The organism is Myxococcus sp. CA005 (assembly GCF_006518205.1).
GTDB lineage: Bacteria > Myxococcota > Myxococcia > Myxococcales > Myxococcaceae > Myxococcus > Myxococcus xanthus.
In genome coordinates this window covers 133,531-151,228 of record NZ_SRLV01000010.1, presented here as the reverse complement: position 1 = coordinate 151,228, position 17,698 = coordinate 133,531, and the positions used below count along the sequence as shown (strand labels likewise).

Annotated in this window: 16 protein-coding genes; 8 read left to right on the top strand and 8 right to left on the bottom strand. The window is 71.3% G+C overall.

Features of this window, described 5'->3' with window-relative positions; genetic code table 11:
* From FMQ63_RS06890 to FMQ63_RS06865, 6 genes are all read right to left on the bottom strand, one after another.
* A partial coding sequence (locus FMQ63_RS06890; protein WP_141276573.1) for a HEAT repeat domain-containing protein occupies window positions 1–895 on the bottom strand: 895 nt, incomplete at its 3' end.
* Complete coding sequence (locus FMQ63_RS06885) at window positions 892–3,444, bottom strand: methyl-accepting chemotaxis protein (protein WP_020477981.1); 2,553 nt, start codon at window positions 3,442–3,444, stop codon at window positions 892–894. The genes FMQ63_RS06890 and FMQ63_RS06885, both read right to left, overlap by 4 nt.
* Window positions 3,425–3,871: a chemotaxis protein CheW gene (locus FMQ63_RS06880; protein WP_011556884.1), complete on the bottom strand. Its 447-nt coding sequence runs from the start codon at window positions 3,869–3,871 to the stop codon at window positions 3,425–3,427. Before FMQ63_RS06880 ends, FMQ63_RS06885 begins: the two co-directional genes overlap by 20 nt.
* A complete protein-coding gene (locus FMQ63_RS06875; RefSeq protein WP_020480737.1) occupies window positions 3,868–5,931 on the bottom strand; it encodes a chemotaxis protein CheA in 2,064 nt (687 codons plus the stop codon). Before FMQ63_RS06875 ends, FMQ63_RS06880 begins: the two co-directional genes overlap by 4 nt.
* Window positions 5,928–6,305: a response regulator gene (locus tag FMQ63_RS06870; protein WP_011556886.1), complete on the bottom strand. Its 378-nt coding sequence runs from the start codon at window positions 6,303–6,305 to the stop codon at window positions 5,928–5,930. The genes FMQ63_RS06875 and FMQ63_RS06870 overlap by 4 nt, the downstream gene beginning before the upstream one ends.
* Before the next feature lie 270 nt (window positions 6,306–6,575).
* A complete protein-coding gene (locus FMQ63_RS06865; protein WP_216609182.1) occupies window positions 6,576–8,543 on the bottom strand; it encodes an ATP-binding protein in 1,968 nt (655 codons plus the stop codon).
* Between the two features lie 582 nt (window positions 8,544–9,125).
* On the opposite strand from FMQ63_RS06865, the gene FMQ63_RS06860 reads away from it, so the two are divergent.
* The 4 genes from FMQ63_RS06860 to FMQ63_RS06845 all read left to right on the top strand — a co-directional run bounded on the left by FMQ63_RS06860 (window position 9,126) and on the right by FMQ63_RS06845 (window position 12,535).
* Window positions 9,126–9,575 (top strand): Fur family transcriptional regulator, encoded by a 450-nt coding sequence (locus FMQ63_RS06860; RefSeq protein ID WP_011556888.1) that lies wholly within the window; start codon window positions 9,126–9,128, stop codon window positions 9,573–9,575.
* Window positions 9,576–9,773: 198 nt separating this feature from the next.
* The gene (locus tag FMQ63_RS06855) at window positions 9,774–10,154 is read left to right on the top strand and encodes a response regulator transcription factor (RefSeq protein ID WP_011556889.1); all 381 of its coding nucleotides are present in this window, start codon (window positions 9,774–9,776) and stop codon (window positions 10,152–10,154) included.
* A 133-nt stretch (window positions 10,155–10,287) separates the two neighbouring features.
* Window positions 10,288–10,821 (top strand): hypothetical protein, encoded by a 534-nt coding sequence (locus tag FMQ63_RS06850; protein ID WP_020477983.1) that lies wholly within the window; start codon window positions 10,288–10,290, stop codon window positions 10,819–10,821.
* On the top strand, window positions 10,778–12,535 hold the full coding sequence (locus FMQ63_RS06845; RefSeq protein ID WP_011556891.1) for a hypothetical protein: 1,758 nt from the start codon (window positions 10,778–10,780) through the stop codon (window positions 12,533–12,535). Before FMQ63_RS06850 ends, FMQ63_RS06845 begins: the two co-directional genes overlap by 44 nt.
* Before the next feature lie 60 nt (window positions 12,536–12,595).
* On the opposite strand, the gene FMQ63_RS06840 is transcribed toward FMQ63_RS06845, so the two are convergent.
* Complete coding sequence (locus FMQ63_RS06840) at window positions 12,596–13,738, bottom strand: PAS domain-containing sensor histidine kinase (protein ID WP_216609181.1); 1,143 nt, start codon at window positions 13,736–13,738, stop codon at window positions 12,596–12,598.
* Window positions 13,739–14,039: 301 nt separating this feature from the next.
* Here FMQ63_RS06840 and FMQ63_RS06835 point away from each other — a divergent pair, with 301 nt between their 5' ends.
* The 3 genes from FMQ63_RS06835 to FMQ63_RS06825 are packed head-to-tail and all read left to right on the top strand — an operon-like array spanning window position 14,040 to window position 16,078.
* Window positions 14,040–14,942, top strand: coding sequence for a metallophosphoesterase (locus FMQ63_RS06835; RefSeq protein WP_011556893.1), 903 nt, complete (start codon window positions 14,040–14,042; stop codon window positions 14,940–14,942).
* Between the two features lie 51 nt (window positions 14,943–14,993).
* Window positions 14,994–15,647: a Mov34/MPN/PAD-1 family protein gene (locus FMQ63_RS06830; RefSeq protein WP_011556894.1), complete on the top strand. Its 654-nt coding sequence runs from the start codon at window positions 14,994–14,996 to the stop codon at window positions 15,645–15,647.
* A gap of 11 nt (window positions 15,648–15,658) precedes the next feature.
* Window positions 15,659–16,078, top strand: a complete 420-nt coding sequence (locus tag FMQ63_RS06825; RefSeq protein ID WP_011556895.1) for a hypothetical protein — start codon at window positions 15,659–15,661, stop codon at window positions 16,076–16,078.
* 58 nt (window positions 16,079–16,136) lie between these two features.
* On the opposite strand, the gene FMQ63_RS06820 is transcribed toward FMQ63_RS06825, so the two are convergent.
* The gene (locus FMQ63_RS06820; protein WP_011556896.1) at window positions 16,137–16,574 is read right to left on the bottom strand and encodes a DoxX family protein; all 438 of its coding nucleotides are present in this window, start codon (window positions 16,572–16,574) and stop codon (window positions 16,137–16,139) included.
* Between the two features lie 136 nt (window positions 16,575–16,710).
* On the opposite strand from FMQ63_RS06820, the gene FMQ63_RS06815 reads away from it, so the two are divergent.
* Window positions 16,711–17,697 (top strand): transporter, encoded by a 987-nt coding sequence (locus FMQ63_RS06815; RefSeq protein ID WP_020477985.1) that lies wholly within the window; start codon window positions 16,711–16,713, stop codon window positions 17,695–17,697.
* Window position 17,698 lies beyond the last annotated feature (1 nt).

Below are 17,698 nucleotides of genomic sequence, written 5' to 3'. Positions count from 1 at the left end.
CACCCACCCAGCCCAGCAGGCGTGAGAGGGCCGTCTTCTCCGTCGTGTCCGCGCTGGAGACGCACTGCGACAGCCGCCGTCCCAGCACCGCTGACTCCGGCCCCCGCACCGCGGTGTGCACGGTGCGCGAGCCGCCGAAGCGCTGCACCTGGGCCTCGTGGATGTCCACCAGCGCCACCGCCGCCGCGCGCACCGACGCGTCATTGCCCTTGCGCAGCAGCCCCACCAGCGAGGGCACCGCGGCCTCCTGACCGGTGCGCCCCAGCGCGCGCGCCGCCTCCAGGGTGTAGAAGGGGTCGGGCAGCAGGCCCAGCAGCGCGGGCACCACCACGGGGTCTCCACACCGGCCCAGCACGTCGATGGCGGGGAAGATGCGGAAGAAGTTCCCGCTGCCCAGCGCCGCCAGCAGCGCGTCCACCGCCGCGCCGCCGCCCACGCGGCCCAGCGCCTCGATGGCCGCCACCGCCACGTTGTCGTCCGGGTGCACGGTGAGCCGGGACAAGAGCGGCACCGAGCGCCGGCTGCGGCGCCGGCCCAGCACCTGGGCGGCGTCACAGACGATGGCGGGGTTGGCGTCATCCCCCAGCGCCTCCAGCGCGCCCTCGACATCACCGGTGGAGGCCACCAACGCCTCCACGGCGGCCGCCAGTCGCGCCTCACTGTCGCGGCGGTGGAGCAGCACGTCGCGCAGCGGAGCCACCGCGGGCGTCCCCAGCTTCGCCAGGGCGCCCACCACGGCGCGCCGCACCGCCCAGCTCTGGGCATCCAGCCCGCCCACCAGCAACGCCAGGCTGGCGGCGCCGCGCCGGGCGAGCTGCTCCACCTCATCCACCTGGGAGCGGTCCTCCGCCGACAGCGTCAGCGGGTGCACCGACGTCGAGGATGCGGCCGTCATGCCCGCTGCTCCCGCGGCGAGGCCGCCACGGCCTCAGGGTTGTCCTTCATGCCACCCAGCGCGCCTCGCAGCCGCGCGAGGCCCTCCGACTGCGCGCCTTGCAGCCGCGTGAGGTGGGCCAGCCGGCCCGCCACCTCCTGCACCTCCGTGGCGGTGGTGGCCGTCGCGCGCGCCTGCTGCGCGGTGGCGGTGGTGATGTCCCGCGCCCGGAGACGAATCTCCTCCACGCTCTTGGCCAGGCCCTCCATCACCGCCGTCGCCTCCGCGCTGGCGCGTGCCACCACGGCCACGCCCGTGGCCTGGCGGCTGGCGGAGGCCGTGAGCGCACCGAGCGCCTCCGTCTGCTCGTCCAGCGCGCGCGACGTCTGCCGCGCCACGCGCCGCACCTCGTCCGCCTCCCGCACCAGCCCGCTGAGCGCCTTCGACTGCTCCTCCGCGGCCCGCGTCACCGACGCGGCCAGCTTCGCCACCTGGCGGCTGGCCGTTTCACTCTGCTTGAGGGCGCGGGCCTGCTCCGTCATGCCGCGCGCGGACTGGGCCACCTGCTTGCGCGTCTCCTCCATGGCCCGCGTCACCTCCTGGGCGGCGGTGGCCTGCTCGGCCAGCCCCACCAGGGTGCGCTGGGTGGACGCCGCCGCCTCCTGCACCAACGTGCCCACCCCCGCCACGTCACGGCTCTGGGTGGTCACCACCCCGCTCACGCCCTGGACGAGCTGGCGCATCTGGGAGGTGCCCTTGGCCAGGTCCGCCGCCGCCACCGCCTGCTCCTGCACGGCGCGCGACACCTTCTGTACCGCCTCCGCGAGCTGCCCGTTGGAGCGCACCACGTCGCGCAGCGCGCGCGCCTGCTCGGAGGTGGCCTGCATCGTCTGCCGCGACATGCGCCGCATCTCCGCGCCGCCCTGCGCCAGCGCCTGGGCGGCCTGTGCCTGCTCGGCCGCGGATGTGGCGATGGCCCGTCCCTGTTCGCTCACCTTCGCGGTGCCCTGGACCAGCGCCTGCGTGGCCTGCACCTGCTCGCTGGAGGCGCGCGACACCTCGCGCACGTTGCTCCCCAGGTCCTCCACCCCCTTGAGGATGGTGGACAGCGCGCGCTCGGCATCCCCTGCCAGCGCCGCGCCCTCGTCCGCCGCCCGCACGCCTTCGCCCGAAGCGGTGGCCGCCTCGCGCGCCGTCGTCTGCAGACCCCGGACGATTTTCGCCACGTCCGCGCTGGCCGCCGCCGCGCGGTCCGCCAGCGCTCGAATCTCCTCCGCCACCACCGCGAAGCCCCGGCCGTGCTCACCGGCGCGCGCCGCCTCGATACTGGCGTTGAGGGACAAGAGATTCGTGCGGTCCGCGATGAGGTTGATGGTCTGCACGATGTCGCCAATCTCCTCGGCACGCCGCCCCATCTCCTTCATCACCCCGGCCGACCCGACAATGGATTCGCGGATACGGCCAAAGCCGGCGATGGAGCGCGCCACCGTGGCGCCACCCTCCCGCGCGGTGCTCCCCACGCGCTCGGCGGTGGTGCGCGCCTCCTCCATCATCTGCGCCACCCGCCGCGTGGACGCCTCCAGTTGCGCGGAGGCCGTGGCGCTGCCAGCCGCCAGGGAATTGATTTGCTCGGAGGCCTTCGCCACCGCCTGCGCGGAGCGGGCGAGCTGCTCGATGGTGGCCGCGTTGGCCTCCACTGTCGCCGCGTTCTTCTCCGCCGTGGCGGCCACCTCCTCCACGCTGGCGGCCACCTCCTCCACGGAGGACGCGGTGCTGGCGGAGTGGGTCTCCAGCGTCCGGGCGTTCTCCGCCACGCCCTTCACGCTGCGCGCCAACTCCTCCACCGTGGCCGCCGTGTCCTCCACGCTGGAGGCCATGGACGTGGCGTCCCGGGACGCCTCGCCCAGGGAGCGGACCATTCCCGTCACCGCCTGGGTCACCTGCGCCACGCGCTCGCCCACGCCCTGCGAATCCGTGGACAGCCGGACAATGCCCTTGGCCATCTCCTCGGCGGTGGCGGCCACCTGCTCGGTGGCGGCGGCGCTGGACTGGTTGCGCGCCACCAGGTCCGCCACGGTGGCGTTCATCTCCGTCATGGAGGCCAGCAGCTCCTCGCTGGAGGCGGCCAGCTCCTCCGCGTTGGCGCTCACGCCCTTCACCGAGCGCGACACCTCCTCCAGCGCCCCCGCCGTGGTGTCCGCCGAGGCCGCCAGGTGCGCGGCGTCCTTGCGCACGCCGGCCACCGAGGCGTTCACCTCATGGAGGGTGCCCGCGTTGGCCTCGGCCTCCTGGACCTGGGCCCGCGCTGAGTCGCTCACCGTGCGCTGCGAGCGCACCAACTCATGGACAGACTGGCCCGTCTCCTCCACGTGCGCGGCCACCGATTCGATAGCGGCGCGCACCTGCTCGGAGGCCGCGGCCTGCTCGTTGCCGCCGGCCGCCAGCCGCGTCGCGAGCCCCTCCACCGCCTGCACCAACCCCACGCTCTCCTGGACACTGCGCGCCGCGTCTTCGGCCAGGGTACGGGCTTCTTCCAGCGCCACCCCTGCGTTACCGCTGTCCGTCGCCATCCAACGTCTCCTCCCCGATGACCCGAGGGAAATCGATGAGCATCACCAGGCGCGGGCCCACCTGGGCCACGGCCTTCACGAAACCGCGCGCTCCCTCCACGACCAGCGGAGGGGGCGGCTTGAGCTGCTGGGGGTCCAGCTTCAGCACCTCGCGGGCGCTGTCCACCACGAGCCCCACGACCCGGCTGCCGAGCTGCGCCACCACCACCCGGGAGTCGAGCGTGCGCTCCACCGGCGGCAGGCCGAAGCGCAGGCGGGCATCCACCACCGGGATGACGCGCCCGCGCACCTGCACCAACCCGGCGACGTGCGGCGCGGCGCCCGGTACGGGCGTGGCCCCCGTGAAGGACTCCATCTGGAGCACGTCCGCCGCGGGCAGCACGTACTCGGCTCCGTCTACCTTGAACACGACATGCAGCACGCTCATGCGAGGCGCCCCTCTTCCCAGACGGAAGCCCTGCGTCGGTGCGGCGCGCCGCCACCTCGCGCCAGCCCGAGCGCGGCCAGGTCCAACACCAGCGTGGGCCGCCCATCCCCCAGGTCCGTGGCGCCCGCCACGCCGGGCACGCGCACCAAGGGGTCCTCCAGCGGACGCAGGACGATTTCCTGCTGCCCCACCAACCGCTCCACGCCGAACGCGACGAGCTCACCGCGCTGGCGCACGAGGAGCGCCTTGGCCACCGAGCCTTCGTGGCCGTCCGCTTCCCCGCGCCCCAGCAGCCGGGCCAGCCCCATCAGCGGCACCGAGTTCCCCCTGCGCTCCAGCAGGGCCACGCCCCCCGCGCCCGCGGGCCACACCAGCCGCGCGGCGTCCACCTCGACGAGCTCCTCCACGGAGCCCACCGCCACGGCGTAGCGAAGCCCGGCGCACTCGAAGACGAGCGCGTCCAGCAGCGTAATCGTGAGCGGCACGCGGAGCCGGAAGGTGGTGCCGGCGCCGGGCCGCGTCTCCATCCCCAGCTCGCCGCCCAGTTGGTCCACGATGATGCGCTGGACGATGTCCATGCCCATGCCCCGCCCGCTGGTCGCGTTGGCGGCATCCCGGGTGGAGAAGCCGGGCCGGCAGAGCACCTCCAGCAGCGCGTCCGGCGTCGGAGGCACGGGCATGCCCGCGCGCGCGGCCACCGCCCGCGCATCCACGCCGCGCCCGTCATCCGCCACGGTGAGGTCCAACAGCCCCCCCGCCCGGCCATGGCTGGCCACGCGCACCACGCCTTCCTCCGGCTTGCCCGCGGCGCGGCGCGCTTCCGGCGACTCCAGCGCATGGTCCACCGCGTTGCGCACCAGGTGCACCAGCGCGGGCAACAGCCGGTCCGCCACGGCCTTGTCCAGCTCCGCGTCCCCCACATCCAGCTCCAGCCGCACCGACTTGCCCGTGCTGCGGCGCAGGCCGCGCACCAGCAGCGGCAGCCGCTCCAGCACATCCCCCACCCGCACCATGCGCAAGCGGAGGATGGCCGTGCGCATGTCGCGAAGCTGGCGTGCGTTCTCCTGGAGGATGGCCTGCAGCTCGCGCGTGGGCGCGCCGGCCGCCGTCAGCGCCGCCACCGCGCGGGTCAGGCGCGAACGGTTGACCACGAGCGCCGCCAGCCGCTCCAGCGCCTCGTCCAGGCGCGACACGTCCACCCGCAGGGAGCCGCCGCCACGCCGCGCCTCCTCGGGCTCCTCGTCCGCCAGCGCCGACTCGGGCAAGGGCGCCAGGGCGGGTGTCCTCGGGGCGACGGCGGCCAGCGGGCGCACCGACGCGGGCGGGCCCCCCGCGGCCTCCAGCAGCGCGGCGTCGGAGGCCTCGGTGAGCAGCAGCAGCACGAAGGTGAGCGCCCCTCCGCCCACGGCGGGCCCCGACAGGGGCAGCACCTTCACCGTCTCGCCCAGCGAGGCCACGCGCTCGCGCACGCTGTTGATGGTGATGCCGTTGGCGGCGCGGTCCGCGCCGGGGATGAAGTCCAGCCGCACCGCGCGGCGGCCATCGGTGGCGCCCGTGGTGAGCTGCTCCCGCTCCACCGCGGAGAGCCGGGAGGCCACGGCCTCCTCCAGCGCCAGCGCGGCGGGCGCCGCCCTCGCGACGCTCCCACCCGGAGCGCCTTCGGCATCCAGCGCCTCCAGCCGAGACAACAGGCCCGGGGGCACCGGCGCGGCCTGCTTGCCCACGGCGAGTTGGCGGACACGCTGCTCGATTTCGCGCAGCCCCTCCATCAGCGGCTCCACGCTGGCCTCGGGCAGGCGGCCCCCCGCCCGGTCGGCGTGGCGCAGGCACGTCTCCATCCAATGGGCGATGTCGACGATGGGCTCCACATCCACCATGGCCGACAGGCCCTTGATGGTGTGCACGGCGCGGAAGAGCTCGCGCACGGCGCGCGGGTGCGGCAGCCCCCGCCGGATGCTGGCCTCCAGAGCCAGCAACTGGCGGTGCCCCATCCCCAGCAACTCCTCCGCCTCCGCCAGATAGGCGGGAAGGAAATCCGCGAGGTCCACGGACGCGCTCAAGCGCGCCTCCCCTCCAGCAACCCACGCACCTCCGACAGGATGGCGTCCGGCGTGAAGGGCTTCGTCATGAAACGGCTGGCCCCCGCCGCCAACGCCCGCGTCCGCGATGCCTCGTCTCCCCGCGTGGTGACGATGATGATGGGCAGCTCGCGCAGCCGGTCCTGCCCACGCACGAACTCCACCACCTCGATGCCGCCGATGTCCGGCATGTTGAGGTCCAGCACCAGCAAGTCACACGGCTGGAGCGACAGCCGCTCGATGGCCTCCAAGCCACTGGAAGCATGCGAGAAGGTGAGGCCCGGATAGGGCCGCAGGCACGCGACCACCATGTCGCGCATAACTTTGCTGTCATCAACGACGAGCACATCGGCCATGGCGTCCCCTGGAAACGGCCACCGAACCTAGAGCGATTCCGCGAAGTTGAAAGACATTGCCGGGCATGGGGCTGTTGCAGCGCACACTGGCAGACAGTCCATAACAACGACGTGCCCCGCTGGGACCGCCGGTATCAGTCCCGACGTGCCTGCGGTGCGGACGCCGCCGGCCTGGCCGTCCTCACACGAGGCGTTCCGCCGGTTGTCGCCAGAGGAGCGGGACGCGCTCGTCACCTGCCGGGACTCACTCGGGTCAGCCGAGGGACGCCGTCAGCCCCTCACCGCGGGCGGGCCCTCGCGCGGCAGACGGACGCGGAACGTGGCGCCCGCTCCGGGGGTGCTGTCCACGGACACGCCGCCCCCATGCGCCTCCACGATGCGGCGCAGGCGGTACAGGCCCAGGCCCAACCCGCCGTAGTGCCGCACCGGCACGGCGCGCTCGAAGCGGCGAAAGAGACTCTCCAGCCGCCCGGGCGCGATGCCGATGCCATGGTCCTTCACCATCAGCGTCGCCACGTCCCGCCCGGACTCCAGCGCCACCTCCACCGGCTTGCCCGGCCCGAACTTCATCGCATTGGACAACAGGTGCGTCATCACCTGGGACAGGCGCGCCGCGTCCCACCGTCCCGGCGTGGGCTCCAGCGGACTGAGCACCAGCAGACAGCCCGCGCGCGCCGCCGCGTCCTCCGAACGGGACACCGCCTCGCGCACCACCAGCGCCAGGTCCACGTCCTCCAGGTGCAGCCGGGGCGCGCCGCCCTGGAGCTGCGACACGTCCAGCAGCGACTCCACCAGGTCCGACAGGCGCTGCACCTGCCGGTCCGCCGAATCCAGCGCGCGCTCCAGCCGCTCCGTCCCGCTGCTCAGGCCCGCGCGCAGCACGCCCTGGGCGCCCTGCACGCGCAGCCGCAACGCCGCCAGCGGGGTGCGCAGCTCGTGGGCCGCCACGCTGAGGAAGTCGTCGCGCGCGCGCACCGCCTCCTGCGTCTCGCGGTAGAGACGCAACTGCTCCGTCACGTCGCCAATGATGCCGGCCATCCGCACCGGGCGGCCCTGCGCGTCCCGCAGCGCCCGGCCACGGCTCACGCACGAGCGCCAGGTGCCGGTGACGTGCCGCAGCCGCAGAGTCACGTCATAGGGCGTGCCCCGCTCCAGGTGCGCGGACAGCGCGGCCATGACTTCCGGCCGGTCCTCCGGGTGAATCAGCTCCAGGAAGGCGGAGAACGTCCCGCCGAAGTCCCCCGGCCCCAGGCCCAGCATGTCCAGCAGCGGCGGACTCCAGTAGAAGGCCTGGCCGCGCAAATCCCAGTCCCAGATGCCGTCGTAGGAGCCGCTCACCACCAGGCGGTAGCGCGCCTCGCTCTCCCGGGCGGTGCGCTCGGCCTGCTCCAGCAGCCCCACCCGCCGCTCCAACTGGCGCACCATCCGGTACAGGTGGTCCTCGGTGCTCAGGTCCGCGGGTGGCGACGTGTGGGAAGGCCCGCCGGCGCGCAGCTCACGCAGCAGCGCGCCCACCAGCTCGTCGCCCTCCTGCGTCCTGCGCACGAAGCCGTTGGCCCCCACGTTGTGGGCCATGCGCAAGTCCAGCTCGTCGGGCGCGATGGTGTGCGTGAGGATGACGGGCACCCGGGCCAACCTGGGGTCCTGCCGGAAGCCCAGGCACAGCGTGAAGCCGTCCATGCCCGGCATCAGCACGTCCGCCAGCACCACGTCCGGACCGCGGCGCCGCGCCAGGTCCAGCGCCGTGGCGCCATCCGCCGCCAGCACCACTTCGAAACGGAAAGGCGCCAGGTGCAGTTGCGCCAGCTTGCGGGAGACCGGGTCGTCATCCGCCACCAGCACGCGGGGCCGCCGTGCCTCCGGCCCCCCGGCCGCCTCCACCGGGAAGGCCTGCCGCACCCCTTCCACCAGCGCCCCCAGCGACAGGGGCCGGCTCAGGTAGCGCTCCACCGACAAGCCGAGCGGGCGCAGCGCCTCCCGCTCTGCGGGGAAGGCGCTGATTTGCAACAGGGCGCCCGCCAGCGACAGTGCGTGCCGCAGTGACTCCAGGTGCGTCCCATCCGATATCAGCAGGCCGGCCGCCGCCACCACCACCTGCACCGACTGCGTCTGCAGCAGCGTCAGTGCGCCCGGAACGTCTGCGGAAGCCCAGACCCGCCAGCCCTGACTTTCCAGGGAAAGCACCTGGAGTTCCCGGGAGGCACCGGGGTCTTCGATGAGCAGGAGGGAGGGCGTCATCACGACGAATCGAAGGCGGGCGGGCGGCCAGGGCGTCAGGACACCCCAGATGAAGGAAAGAGGCGCAGTCTGGGCACCGGTCGCAGCGAGTCAAGCAGTCCGGCGGCAAGTGTTCTCCGGTGCAAATGACCGCCAGTCGGTCGCCGGCCCTCGGCCTCCCCCCTCCAGAAACGCACTTACGTGGCGGATGCATCCACGGCGGCAGCGGTATCCCGTCAACAGTCGCATCCGGGCAGGCAGGGGCCACCTGTGGCCAGCCCGCCCTCCCCGAGGTCTTTCCCAGTGACATGCCGCGCGGCTTCCGGAGCTCCAGCTTCCCGCACCCTCCCCGCCGTCGGGTGACGCCGGACACGCCTGCCACCCTGCACCGGATGGGGACCTTGGACTCACGGCTCACTCAGACACGGCGGCAACGAAGATTCTTCTGCATCCAGATTGCATTGGAAGCAGATACAACACCGGGAGCATGTGCGAGGAGTCGGGGGAGACCCGCTGGGATGCATGACGCGGAGCGTGAGGACTCAACGCTCCAGGTCTCAGCAGGGTGAAAGTGGCCGTCAAATCGGTTATCGAAAGGGCATCATGGGAGCAAAGAGAAGTGCCGTGCAGCCGAAGCTCACTGAGTTTCAGGACCGGATTCGTTCCGCGGGCCTGCGCAGCACCGCGCCCCGTGTGGCGGTGTTGCGGGAGTTGGAGGACGCCACGTCCCCGATGAGCCACGCCGACCTGGTGGACGCGCTGGGTGACGAGGGCTACGACCGGGTGACCATCTACCGAAACCTGACGGACCTCACCGAGGCCGGGCTCGTGGTGCGGGCGGACCTGGGCGACCACGTCTGGCGCTTCGAACTGAAGCGCGCGGGCGGGGGGCACAGCGGCAGCCACCCGCACTTCACGTGCACCGACTGCGGCACCGTGGCCTGCCTCCCGGAGGAGTCAGTCCGCATCGCGTCCTCGAAGGGCGTGCCCCGCGCGGTGTCCCAGCGCTCGGTGGAAGTGCAGCTTCGCGGTCTCTGCGACGGCTGCAACTGAGTGACGGGGCCTCCGCGGCCCCAGGAGCGCGCACTCCGCCCCGCCCCGGGAAGATGTTCGGAGAGCGGCCTGGCATGCGTCGGGGGTTGAGCAATTGCCCGCCCCCAGGCCAGCCACGCGCTTCCGCCTTCCGGGAGGCGGACACATCGTGGCGACGGCGTCGCAGGGGAGACTGCCCCGCCTTCGCCGGAGGCTTTGGTGCAACCGCTTCAGACACTGCTGGTCGTCGATGACGACCTCGACATCCGTGACGCGCTCCAGGATGTATTCGAGCTGGAAGGCTACGCCGTCCTGCTCGCGGCGGATGGCCTGGAGGCGCTTACACAGCTCCGCCAGGTCGAATCCATGCCGGACCTCATCCTGCTCGACCTGATGATGCCGCGCATGGACGGCTTCGCCTTCCATGAGGCGCTGCGTCACGACACGAGCTTCGACCGCATCCCCGTGCTGGTGGCCAGCGCGGGCCTGGACGTGAAGGGCGCGGCGGAAGGCCTGGGCGTCGCCGGCTGGCTGCGCAAGCCGCTGGACCTGCGCGAGCTGCTCAACGCGGTGAAGCGGCTCAGTCAGTTGCCCAACTGAGCGTGGGCGCCTGCCCGGCTGCCCTGGGGCCAGGGGCGCCCCTGGGGCACTCGGCCTGGATTGGCGAGAGCAGAAAGCGGCCCCACCCTTGCTCCCAGCAGTCGGTCCAACCGAACTGAACCCAGGGAGAAGGATGATGAAGAAGCTCATCGCCGCAGTCGCATTGTGCGTGGGAAGCGCCGCGTTCGCACAGCAGCAGCCGTCGCAAACGCAGGTGCCCCGCCCCGGTACGGAGAAGAGCACCGGCGTGGACGCCACCGAAGTGGGGCCCGCCATCGGCAAGGCCGCCAAGGACGTGACAGGCATCCAGACGGAGGATGAAGGCACCTTCAAGATGGACAAGGCCATGAGCCTGCAAGGCACCCTCAAGGAGGCCACCGCGGACGGCGTGAGCCTGTCCCGCCCGGGCCTGCCTGACGCGGACCTGGACGTGCGCGACAAGACGGTGCTGATGCTAGACGGCAAGAAGGTCGCCAAGACGGATGAGATTCCGGAAGGCGCCTCGGTGCGCGCGAAGTTCCAGTTGGAGGGCGATGAGGTCGTCGCGCTGGAGCTGCGCGCCACCAGCCCCAAGGGTGCCAAGAAGAAGCAGCCAGGCACCGGCGGCGCTGGCACGCAGCCGCATGAGTCCGTCGACAAGGAGCTCGACGGCACGCCGACGCGGTAATCCTGGCGACACGCGCATCGTGCCTCGGAACGGGCCCGCTTCCACACCGGAGGCGGGCCCGTTCGTTTTTCGTCACCGCGAGACCCTCTTCTTCTCCAGACAGGGAAACGTTTTGCCCACGCAGACCCTGTTTCCCGGGCGGCCAGGCGTCCAAAGCCCGGTATGCGAATTGCTCTGCGTCCCCCGGGAGGAGGAAGCGGTGAATCGACGACTGTGGGGCGGGTGTCTCGGGGCAGTGGTGATGACGGCATGGGCATGCGGTGGTTCGAACGAGCCCACGTCCCCGAAGATGGGCAACGATATCGACAACATTCCACCGGTGACGCGACCAGAGCCCGACGCCGGCACGCAATCAGACGCGGGGACGGAGCCGGACGCAGGCTCGGAGCCACAGGCTGACGCGGGCAGCGGTCCTGTTGAAGGACCGTGGCCGACGGACGCGGTGACGAACTACTCGTCTCGCTACAACATCTCCCGGGCGCAGGCGGTGGGCGTGGATGCCGCGCACAACATCTGGCTGCTGGATGGCGACCGGATTGGCGTGCTGCGCGCGGACTCGCGGCAGGTCGTCTGGACGCGCGCGCCCATTGGCCAGGCCCAGGGCGGCTTCGGTCCGGACCGAGCGGCCACCGGCTCCACCGTCATCTGTGGTGGCAGCGCGGGCCGCGCCTACGTGGGCTACGCCACGACCGACCTGCGCGCGGACCCGGACTTCCCGGGACTGCAGCCCAACTACATCGTCAGCCCCAACGAGTGCTACCAGCCCGACCCGGCGCAGCCGTGCTTCCCGTACAGCCATCGCCGGCTCCAGTACTACAGGCAGGGTGACGTGGATGTGGTGCGCCTGGACGGCAGCAGGCAGATTGTCCTCGAGGAGCACCTGCACCAATCGGTGCGCAACTCGACGGACGCGAACGGCAACCCCCGCGTGCAGACAGGCCCGCGCCGGCTGGATGACGTGCACAACCTGGGCATCCGCAACAGCAACGACCACCACTTCGACGAGGACCGCAGCATCCTGAGCTGCGTGACGGTGATGCACGGCCGTGACGAGGGCGACGTCTACGTGGGCTCCAACCACGGCGTCACTCGCATCCGCGGCCTGGAGTACAACTCCCACCGGCACCCGGTGTGGCTCAACGAGAAGGGCAGCCAGATGGCGGGCTACACCTACGGGCTCGGCATCGCGCAGGACGGGGACGTCCTCATCGCCAACGAGTGGATGTTCGGCATCGTCACGCCGACGCCCCACCACGGCGACTGGGACAACATGGACAAGCGCGTCAACCGGATGAAGGTGGAGTCCTCCTACCTGCCCCAGCTCAACAGCATCAGTGAGCTCGACAGTTGGCGCGGCTTCCAGCAGACGACCGACGGCCGCTACTACCTGGGCAGCAAGGACCACGGCCTGTGGGAGATGACGATTATGTGGGCCTCCAATCAGGCCCAGACGGGCACCCGGCTGACCGGCGCCAACGCGGAGCAGAACGCCGCGCTCCAGAACATCAACGCGCTGGCGGCCACCGGTGACGGCTCGCTCTACATTGGCACGGACCGCACGGGTCTGTGGCGCCTCACGCCGCTGAAGACGCTGGAGAAGGTGGCGGACGTGAGCGGCTCCCGGGTGCGGCAGCTCATCTACGACCCGCGGGTGGCGCCGGCGGCGCTGTACGTCCTCACCGACAAAGGCCTGACGGTCCTCCGCGGCAACTGAAGCGCGGGGAAGCCCCCTGGGGTGCCACGCGCGGGCGCCCGGGGGGTTCGCGTCCTGAATCTACCGCGCGCCCACGGCGGCCTTGGAGGGCACCGGGGGCCGCGTGGGCAGGCGGAGGATGAACGTGGAGCCTTTTCCCTGCGCGGAGCGCACGGTGATGCTGCCGCCCATGGCCTCCACGATTTGACGGGTGATGTAGAGGCCCAGGCCCAGACCGCCGTAGTGCCGCTCCGACACCGCGCGCTCGAACTTGCCGAACAGGCGCGCCATGCCGTCCTCGGAGATGCCAATGCCCTGGTCCTTCACGGCGAGCACCGCCGTGGGGCCCTCGCTGGCGAGCGACACCTCCACCGGCTGGCCGCCGCCGTACTTCACCGCGTTGGAGAGCAGGTTCACCAGCACCTGCTCCAGGCGCAGCGAATCCCATTCGCCCAGCAGCGGTCCGTCCACGTGCAGCGACAACGTGCTGCCGGCGCGGGTGAACTCCTCGGAGAAGGCCTCCGCCATCTGCCGCACCATCTGCGCCAGGTCCAGCTCCCGGGGCTCCAGCGACAGCCGGCCCGCGGCCAGCCGCGACACGTCCAGCAGCGTGTTGACCAGCCCCACCAGCCGCGACAACTGGCGGTCCAGCACGCGGGCCCTGGGCGCCAGCTCCGCGGGCGGCTCCTGGTTCGAGCCGCCCACCTGGCGCAGCAGCAGTTGCAGGTGCAGGCGCAGGCTGGTGAGGGGCGTGCGCAGCTCGTGGGCCGCCACGCTGAGGAACTCATCCCGGGCGCGCACGGCCTCCTGCGTCTCGCGCAGCGCCTGCTCGCGCACCGAGCGCTCCCGGGCCGCGCCCGCGTCGCGCTGGGCCTCCACGCGGCGGCGCTCCGTCATGTCCTCCACGTAGATGCACGCGGCGACGATGGCGCCATCGCGGCGCACGGGGTGGTAGCTGGCGCGGTAGACGCGGGTGCGCTCGCCGTGGGCGCCCGACTCGCGGTGGATGATTTCCACGCCCTCCAGCGCCACGCCTGTCTCCAGCACGCGGCGGACGCGGCGCACGACGTCGGCCGCGGAGGGTTCGGCGCGCAGCACCTCCACCATGGGCTGGCCCAGGTGGGCCTCGCGCGATACGCCATGCATGGCGGCCATGGCGTCGCTCACCTCGACGAAGCGCAGCTCGCGGTCGATGATGGCCATGCCCAGTGGCACCGTGGACATGAGCTCGGCCAGCTCCACCGGCCGCGAACCGCCGCCGGAAGGGGGCGTGGCGATTCCTCCACCTTCTGTAGCAATCCCAACGGTCACCGTCACTGCACGCCCCCCGGACGTCTGTCCAATGAGGGAAGGATGCCTGAGGACGCTTCGGAATCTTCCTGAAATCGCGCGGGTTTTCCACGCACCTCGGGCGCCGGCCGCCGGCTGGGCAAGCGTGCGAGGGACACCTGCTTCAACCCACCTCGCCAGGCTCGCTACAATCGAGCCCTCACGCCGTCCCTGGCACCGAAAGGAACCGAACCGCATGCGCCTGAGACGTCTCGCCCGTCGTGACGCCCCCCTGGCAGCTCCGGCCAACAGCTTCCGGCGGAACCTGCAGGAGGACGGGCGCAATGCGCTGGTCGCGCGCAGCGGTGCCGACCCCTTCCGCACGGAGCGGCGCCTCCGCTGGCGGGACCACTTCTCCCTTTCGGAGAACGTGCTGATGGTCCAGCACATGCATGCCGAGCATGACGGCCTGCGCATCGCGCAGCTGTCGGACGTGCACGTGGGGCAGGCCACCTCGGCGCTGCGAATCCGCCGCGCGGTGGAGGCGGTCAACGAGGAGAAGCCGGACCTGGTGTTCCTCACCGGCGACTACGTCACGCACAGTCCCAAACCGTTGCCGCGCGTGCGCGAGCTGCTGGCTGGCATCGAGGGCCCCGTCTACGTGGTGCTGGGCAACCATGACCACTGGGTGAACGCACCGTACCTGCGCGAGTCCTTCGAACGGATGGGCTACACGGTGCTGCAGAATGAGCACCGGCAGGTGCACGTGAAGGGCGCGCCGGTGACGGTGCTGGGCGTCGACGACGGACTCACCGGCCGGGACGACGTGGAGGCCACCTTCCGGGGTGCGCCGGTGTCCGGCACGCGGCTGGTGCTGGCCCACACGCCGCCCACGGCGGAGAAGCTACCGGCACACGCGGGGCTGGTGCAGTTCTCCGGGCACACGCACGGCGGCCAGTTCGTGGTGCGCGGTCTGACGGAGGCCCTCTTCCGCCGCGCGGGTCAGCCGTACATCCGCGGCCACTATCACGTGAATGGCAACCAGTTGTACGTGAACCGGGGCCTGGGCTTCGGCTTCGGCGGCCCCTACCTGCGGCGGGGCAGCGAGCCGGAGGTGGCCTTCTTCACGCTGCGACAGGCCGCCGTCAGCGCCGGGTAGCGCACGCCAGCCTGGCTTGCGAGCCCGCCGCGCATCTCCTAAGCAGGGGGCATGCACCCGAAGCGCTGGTGGCCTGCGTCCCTGCTCCTCGTGTGCCTTGCTTGTGAAAGCGCTCCTCGCAAGGCACACGAAACCGAGCACTACGGCTTCATCAGCGACGACTCGGACTATGTCTGGGCGCGGGGGCCATGGTCTGGCGTCGAGCCATCCCGGGACGTGGATGACGTCATCGACCGCCTGTGCCCCGCCATCATGAAGCTCCCGGGCGCGACCGACAGGGATTACGGACAGGAGTACTGCGGCCTCATCTACTCCCGAGGCGACGGCATCTACCGCGTCAGCCATCCCTCTCCCCTCGGCCGATGGCAACTGCGCAGGGAAGCGACGAAGAAGTCCTGCTTTCCCGTTCGCAAGGTCATCGACCCCGAGGCCCGGTCTCTCTCCATCCTCGCCGACTACCACAGTCATCCCTGGCACCCTTCGCCGCTATCCGAGCCGGACCGGCGCGCAGCCAATCAACTCTGGCTCATCAAGATTCAGTTCGATTCGGCGTGCCACATCCAGAAGCTGATCCCCCACCTGGATGATGTAGACAGGCCCGGCGAGGTCTACTCGCGCCGAGGGAAGCAGTGGGTCCGCATCGGGCTCATCAAGCCCGCAGACAAACCGTTCGGCTTCATCACCCCCGTCGGACGCGAGGACTGACAGGAGACATCATGCCAAAGTGGTTGCCCCTGATGTGCCTGTGCACGCTCCCGGCATGCACCCTCTTCAAGAAGCCGCCTCGTCCTGTCCATGTGCCCGCGGAGGAAGCCTCGAGGTTCGAGTTCCCCGTTGGAATGCCGGAAGAGGGACGCGTCATCATCCGGCGCCCCCTGGCCCAGGCTGTCCAGCTCGCCATGGAGGACTACCTGCCATGGGACCTGAAGCTCCCGCCGGGCGACCGGCCCGGAGGGGAGTGCCTCTATCGGCGAGAGTCCTACGACGTGACAGCGGCTCCGTACGAAGGCGGAATCATCCTCGTGAGCATCTCGCTGGACCCCGACGCATGCGAGAGAAAGGGTGCCCCCTACGACATGGGGGCGCGGTATGCGATCGACTCGAAGACCTGGCGAATCCTTGCGGTCCAGCGCTGAGGATTCCCAACGCAGATGCGCGGAGGCCCCGGCCGTCAGCGCCCCCACGCCCTGAGGCTCAAGGCCGCAGCGGAACGCCCAGCCTCCCGCTCCCCAGCCCTTCCGCCTTCTTGCGCCGCAGGCTGAAGGGCCCGGACCCGAAGTAGACGATGAACAGCGCTCCACCCGCCATGGAGAGGTTCTTCATGAAGTGGATGAGCTGGTCCTGCGCCTGCACCGGGTCCGTCACCAGCCAGAACCTGTGGACCATGAAGGCAGCGGACAGCAGGAAGATGGCGATGGCTGCCGCGCCCAGGCGGGCGAATACGCCCAGCAGCACGGACAAGCCGCCCACCACCAGCGCCACGCCGGACCCCAGCACCGCCATGCGCGGCTCCGGCACCCCGGACGCCTGGGCCACGCCCATCAGCGCCTCCAACTGGAAGAAGTGGTTCAGGCCGCTGGTGATGAAGATGGCCGAAAAGAGCAGCCGGCCAATCGGCGCTAGCACGCCCATGAATCCTCCCTGTCGTCCCTCCTCCCAGCCCCTCAACGCTGGCAGGACGTCGTCATTCTCAAAGTGAGCATCGATTCCTGCGTGACACCGGCCGCTCGCCTGGCCGCTCGCCCTGCGCCGCCAGCCCTTCCAGGCCATGGCCCGCTGCGACAACACGCCACACGCGGGCCTCCAGGCCACCACGTATGGTGCCCGGGCCGTGAAGAACGCCCTCACCGTCACCCTCCTGTTGTCCAGCGCCCTGCTACTCGTCCCCACCTCGAGCGCCTGGGCCTGCGCCACCTGTGCCTGTGGCGACCCCACGCTCATGTCCATGGGCACCGAGCAGCCGTTCTCCGGCCGCCTGCGCGTGTCCTCCACCGTCCGGGGCTGGGGCCACACGGTCGGCGAGGAAGGGGTGGACGCCCTGCGCCTGCGCGAGGCGCGCATGGACCTGGCGGTGGCCTACGCGCCGCTCCCCTGGCTGTTCCTCTCCGCCACCCTGCCCCTGCAGGCCCGCGAGGTGCGGCACGTCAGCCTCGCCCGGGACCGCGGCTGGGGCATTGGCGACGTGGAGGTCGCCGCGAAGGTGTTCCTCTTCCAGGACAAGGCCTTCTCCGCGGACCACCTGTTCAGCGCGTTGGGCGGCGTGAAGCTCCCCACCGCGCCCGTGCTGCGCGGTCCGGACGGCGCCCAACTGGCCCTGGACAGTCAGCTCGGCAGCGGCTCCGTGGATCCACTGGCCGGCCTCGCCTATCAGCACTTCCGCGGCAGCTGGTCCTTCCTGGCCAGCGCCACCAGCTTCTTCCCCACGCGCGGCATCCAAGGCTTCCGCGCGGGTGCCTCCCTCCGCACCACGCTCGCCGCGCAATACCAGCCATCGGCCCGCTGGGCCCTGCGCCTGGGCTTCGACAGCCGCCTGGAAGCGCCGGCCGACTCGAAAGGCGAGCACCAGGGCCACACGGACAGCGAGCGCCATGAGCACACAGGCGGATTCATCGGCTACGCGTCTCCCGATGTGATCTTCAGCCCGGGCATGGACGTCGTCGTCGCGGCGGGCGTGCGCGTGCCCTTCATCAACCAACTGCGTGGCCGCGTTGTCCCCACGCCCATCGCGATGTTGTCCGTCGCCTACGACCTCTGAA